Origin of the sequence: Actinomycetospora sp., from assembly GCF_036497585.1 — a bacterium.
In the GTDB taxonomy this organism is placed as follows: Bacteria; Actinomycetota; Actinomycetes; order Mycobacteriales; family Pseudonocardiaceae; genus Actinomycetospora.
This window is the reverse complement of the sequence record NZ_DASXJD010000275.1, coordinates 1-4,856: the sequence shown is the minus strand read 5'-3', so window position 1 is coordinate 4,856 and position 4,856 is coordinate 1. Positions and strand designations below refer to the sequence as shown.

At 75.3% G+C, this 4,856-nt stretch carries 5 protein-coding genes; 3 read left to right on the top strand and 2 right to left on the bottom strand.

Annotated features, from left to right (window positions below; genetic code table 11):
- Together VGH76_RS27570 and VGH76_RS27565 are read left to right on the top strand one after the other, a co-directional pair.
- A partial coding sequence (locus tag VGH76_RS27570; protein ID WP_331559963.1) for a proline dehydrogenase family protein occupies window positions 1–2,972 on the top strand: 2,972 nt, incomplete at its 5' end.
- A 25-nt stretch (window positions 2,973–2,997) separates the two neighbouring features.
- A complete protein-coding gene (locus VGH76_RS27565) occupies window positions 2,998–3,258 on the top strand; it encodes a mycoredoxin (protein ID WP_331559962.1) in 261 nt (86 codons plus the stop codon).
- A 171-nt stretch (window positions 3,259–3,429) separates the two neighbouring features.
- Here the strand turns inward: VGH76_RS27565 and VGH76_RS27560 are convergent, their stop codons facing one another.
- Window positions 3,430–3,888, bottom strand: coding sequence for a hypothetical protein (locus VGH76_RS27560; RefSeq protein ID WP_331559961.1), 459 nt, complete (start codon window positions 3,886–3,888; stop codon window positions 3,430–3,432).
- Window positions 3,889–3,928: 40 nt separating this feature from the next.
- Window positions 3,929–4,078 carry a hypothetical protein gene (locus VGH76_RS27555; RefSeq protein ID WP_331559960.1) on the bottom strand — a complete coding sequence of 50 codons (150 nt, stop codon included), beginning with the start codon at window positions 4,076–4,078 and terminating at the stop codon, window positions 3,929–3,931.
- Window positions 4,079–4,081: 3 nt separating this feature from the next.
- On the opposite strand from VGH76_RS27555, the gene VGH76_RS27550 reads away from it, so the two are divergent.
- On the top strand, window positions 4,082–4,756 hold the full coding sequence (locus VGH76_RS27550) for an Lrp/AsnC family transcriptional regulator (protein ID WP_331559959.1): 675 nt from the start codon (window positions 4,082–4,084) through the stop codon (window positions 4,754–4,756).
- The last annotated feature ends 100 nt before the right edge of the window (window positions 4,757–4,856 follow it).

The window sequence follows — 4,856 nt, the reverse complement described above, 5'->3', positions numbered from 1 at the left end:
CGCTCGGCCGTCACCTCGCCGCGGCCCGGGCGCGGGGCAGGCGGCTGAACCTCAACCTGCTCGGCGAGGCGGTCCTCGGTGAGGCCGAGGCCGAGCGCCGCCTCGAGCGGACCCTCGCGCTCATCCGCCGGCCCGACGTCGACTACGTCTCGGTCAAGGCGTCCGCCGTCGCGAGCCAGCTCGTCCCCTGGGACCTCGAGGGCAACCGCGACCGGCTCGTCGAGCGCCTCACGCCGCTGTTCGAGGCGGCCCGCGACGAGGGCGTCTTCGTCAACCTCGACATGGAGGAGTACAAGGACCTCGACCTCACGCTGGCGCTGTTCACGACGCTGCTCGACGTGCCTCCGCTGCGCGGCTACTCGGCGGGGATCGTGCTGCAGGCCTACCTGCCGGACTCGGTGGCGGCGCTCGAGCAGGTCGCGGCGTTCGCCCGACGGCGGGTCGACGCGGGTGGGGCCCCGGTGAAGGTGCGGCTGGTCAAGGGCGCCAACCTCGCGATGGAGCGGGTCGACGCCGCGCTGCACGACTGGCCGCAGGCGCCGTACGCCACCAAGGCCGAGGTCGACGCGAACTACGTCCGACTGCTCGACCACGCGCTGCGCCCCGAGCTGGCCGATGCGCTGCGGGTGGGGGTCGCGAGCCACCACCTGCACCACGTGGCGCTGGCCGTCGAGCTGGCCGCCGCCCGCGGGGTGGAGCGGGCGATGGACGTCGAGATGCTGCAGGGGATGGCCCCGGCGCAGGCCGACACGGTGGCCGCGGACCTCCCCTCGGACGAGAGCCTCGTGCTCTACACCCCGGTGGTGCACAGCGAGGACTTCGACGCCGCGGTGAGCTACCTCGTCCGCCGGCTCGAGGAGAACGCCGGGCAGGAGAACTACCTGTACGCGATGTTCTCCGAGGCCGGCCCGGCCAGCTACCTCGACCGCTTCCGGGCCTCGGTGCGCGACCGCGACCTCGTCGCCGACATCCCACGCCGCACCCAGGACCGGTCGGCCGAGGTCGCGGCCACCACGAAAGCAACGGCACTGTCCTCGCGTCCGACGTCAGAACGGCGCCGTTCACCCGACGACGAGGCCGGCTTCCGCAACGAGCCCGACACGGACCCCTCGCTGCCCGCCAACCGGGACTGGGCCCGCCGCGCGGTCGCCGCCACCCCCGCCGTCGTCACCGCACCGGAACTGACCGACCCGGCCGCGGTGGACGCCGTCGTCGACCGCGCCGCGGCGTCGTCGTGGCGCGACACCGCCCCGGCCGAGCGGGCCCGGCTGCTGCGCGAGGCCGCCCGGTCGCTGGCCGCGGCGCGCACCGAGCTGCTCACGACGATGGTCCACGAGGCCGGCAAGACCGTCGCCGAGGCCGACCCGGAAATCTCCGAAGCGGTCGACTTCGCGGCGTACTACGCCGACCGCGCGGCCGAGATCGAGCCGGGGCGCTTCACCCCGGCCCGCGTCGTCGTCGTGACCCCGCCGTGGAACTTCCCCGTCGCGATCCCCCTCGGCGGCTGCCTCGCCGCGCTCGCCGCGGGCGCCGCCGTCGTCATCAAGCCTGCGCCGCAGGTGCGCGCGTGCGCGGAGGTCGGCGTCGCGGCCCTCCACCGGGCGGGGATCCCGGCGGGCGCGCTGCAGCTCGTGCACACCGACGAGGGCGCCGCGGGGCAGCGGCTGATCACGCACCCGGCGGTGGAGCGGGTGGTGCTCACAGGGGCGAGCGCGACGGCGGCGCTGTTCCGCTCGTGGCGGCCGGACCTGCCGCTGATCGCGGAGACCTCGGGCAAGAACGCGCTGGTGATCACCCCGGCCGCCGACCCCGACCTCGCCGTCGCCGACCTCGTCCGCTCGGCGTTCGGGCACGCCGGACAGAAGTGCTCGGCGGCGTCGCTGGCGATCCTCGTGGGGTCGGCCGGTGACCCGCGCTCGCGGATCGGGCGGCGGCTGCGGCGCCAGCTGGTCGACGCGGTGACCACGCTGCGGGTGGGCCGGGGCGACGACCTCTCGACCACGACGGGGCCGCTGGTGGGCGAGCTGACCCCGCAGCTCGAGCGGGCGCTGACCACGCTGGAGCCAGGTGAGTCGTGGCTGGTGGCGCCGCGGCACGTCGACGGTGCCCTGTGGACGCCGGGGGTGCGCGAGGGCGTGGCGCCCGGGTCGTGGTTCCACCGCACCGAGTGCTTCGGGCCGGTGCTCGGGCTGATGACGGCGGCCACGCTCGACGAGGCGATCGAGCTGCAGAACGCCACCGGCTACGGCCTGACCGGCGGGCTGCACTCGCTCGACGCCGACGAGATCGAGCGCTGGAGCGAGCGGGTCGAGGTCGGGAACGCCTACGTCAACCGGCACATCACCGGGGCGATCGTGCAGCGGCAGTCCTTCGGCGGGTGGAAGGGCTCGGTGGTCGGGCCGGGCGCGAAGCCGGGCGGACCGAACTACGTGGCGCAGTTCGGCACCTGGGCCGACCCCTCGGACCTCGCCGAGCTGCCGTCGGCGCCCGTCGTCGGGGCCGCGGCGGACCTGCTGACCTCGGTGGCGTCGTCGGTTCCGGCGGCGGATCTGACGTGGTTGCGGGCGGCGGCGGGTTCGGACGCGGCGGCGTGGCGCGAGGAGTTCGGCGTCGAGCACGACCCGACGGGGATCGCGGCCGAGGCCAACGTCTTCCGCTACCGGCCGCTGCCGGGCCTGCGGCTGGTGGTGGGCGCCGACGCGGCCGACCGCGACGTGCTGCGGGTGCGGCTGGCGGGTGCGTGCGCCGGGGTGGCCGTGGACGAGGTCGGTCCCCACGTCGAGCCGGTGCCGGGTGAGCGGCTGCGCACGGTGGGCACGGTGCCGGAGACGCTGCGGCGGGCGGCCGGGGAGGTCGGCGCGTCGCTGGTGGACGCCCCGGTGCTCGCCGACGGGCGCCGGGAGATGCTCTCGGTGCTGCGGGAGCAGGCGATCAGTGTGACCCGTCACCGGTTCGGCCACGTGGAAGCCTGAGATCACCAGTGGCGTTGCACCGCACATGGCGCAGATGACGATGTACACGACGAGCTGGTGCGGCTTCTGCCGGCGGCTGAAGAGCCAGCTCGACCGGGAGGGCATCGGCTACGAGGAGGTCGACATCGAGCGCACGCCGGACGCCGCGGAGATCGTCATGCAGGTCAACGGCGGCAACCGCACGGTGCCGACCGTCGTCTACCCCGACGGGTCGGCCGCGACCAACCCGAGCTTCGCCGACGTGAAGTCCACCCTGGCGAAGGTCGAGGCCGCGTCCGGCGCGTAGAGCCGCCGCCCGGGTTCTGAGCGAAGGGCACCTTCGGTCGAGTAGATCGACCGGGGGCGCCCCTCGCCGGAACCGCCGGACCCGGCGTTGATCTGACCGAAGGGCCCCTTCGCTCGATCTACTCGAGCGGAGGGGCCCTTCGCTCGTCTCAGGACGCCGCGGCGCCCGCGCTCACCCGGGCCGGGGCGGCCGCCGCGGGGCGCCGACCGCACCCACACCGCCACCAGCACCGCCGCCCCCAGCGCGCACACCCCGGACACCGTGAACACCCGGTCCAGCCCGGCCGCGAACGCCTGGTGCACCACCGCCGTCGTCGTGTCCCCCGACCCGACCAGTGCGCCGCCGCCCGCCCACCGGCCAGCGCGTTCGCCGTCGTCGTCGGGTCGCTCGTCCCGGCGCCCGCGGACTGCACCACACCGAGACCAGCGCGAGGTGCGCGAACGCGGCCGCCTGCAGCACCGCCGCCGCGACCATGAGCGCGGCGAACGAGGGGTTCGCGAAGAGCGCGAGGTCGAGCATCGGGGCCTCGCCACGCCACTCCACCACGACGAAGGCCACCAGCGCGGCCGACGCGAGCGCCAGGGTGACCACGGTCGCCGTCGCACCCCACCCGTGCTCCCCCGCGGACACCAGCCCGTAGACCAGCGCGGCCGAGGCGCGTGGCCCGCCGCTACGCCCGGCTGCGCTCGGCGAAGGCGCTGCGGGTGATCGGCGTCAGCGACCCCGCCGTCGTCGGGGACGACCAGAGGATGATCCGCGCCCGGTGCGCGCCCGACGCCGCCCCCGAGATCGCCGACGTGCTGGCCCGGCGGCCGGACACGTCGTGGATCAGGAGATCGCGTGCTCGTTGCGGGCGAGCGACACGGTGGCCGCCGGCGAGATGCTGCTCTCCCGGCTGCCGCGCACGCCGCGGGTGCTCGACGTGAGCGCGCACCAGGCGCTGCACGTTTTCTACGGCGGGGCGCACGAGCCGTTCACCGAACAGGGCCCGCTCGACGAGGACCAGGTGGCGCAGCTGACCGCGCACGTGCCCGCCGCGGTGCCGCCGCCCCGGCTCGACGACGTCGACCGGCGGATCCTGCGCCTGCTGCGGGCCGACGGACGGGCCGCGGTGGAGGACCTCGCCCGCGAGTGCGGGACCTCACCGTCGACGGTGCGGCGCCGCCTGCACGACCTGCGCGCCGGCGGGCTGCTCTACCTCGACGTGGACGTCTCACCCGACGCCCACGACCTCCCGATGCGCACGATGCTCTACCTCACGTGCCCGCGGACCTCGACGCCGCCGGGGCGGGCGCCGGCCGGGCACGCCGAGGTCCCGTTCGCGGCGGCGACGACGGGGCGCACGAACGTCTACGCGACCGTGGCCAGCCCCGACGCGCCGGCGCTCTACCGGTACCTGACGACGAAGGTCGCGGCACTGCCGGGCGTGCAGGGCGTGGAGACGGCGCCGGTCATCCGCACGGTGAAGGCCGCCGGCACCCACTACCCGGCGCGGTGAGGCCGTCCAAGATCAACGACGCTTTTCGGACGTCCAGTGCCAGCAACGGGACTTTTCTGACGTGACGCCGGGCTCGGAGATCAGCCGGCCGCGGCCCACG

Coding starts and splice junctions, on each gene's coding strand:
- VGH76_RS27565 (WP_331559962.1), top strand. CDS start 2,998: ATGGCGCAGATGACGATGTACACGACGAGCTGGTGCGGCTTCTGCCGG.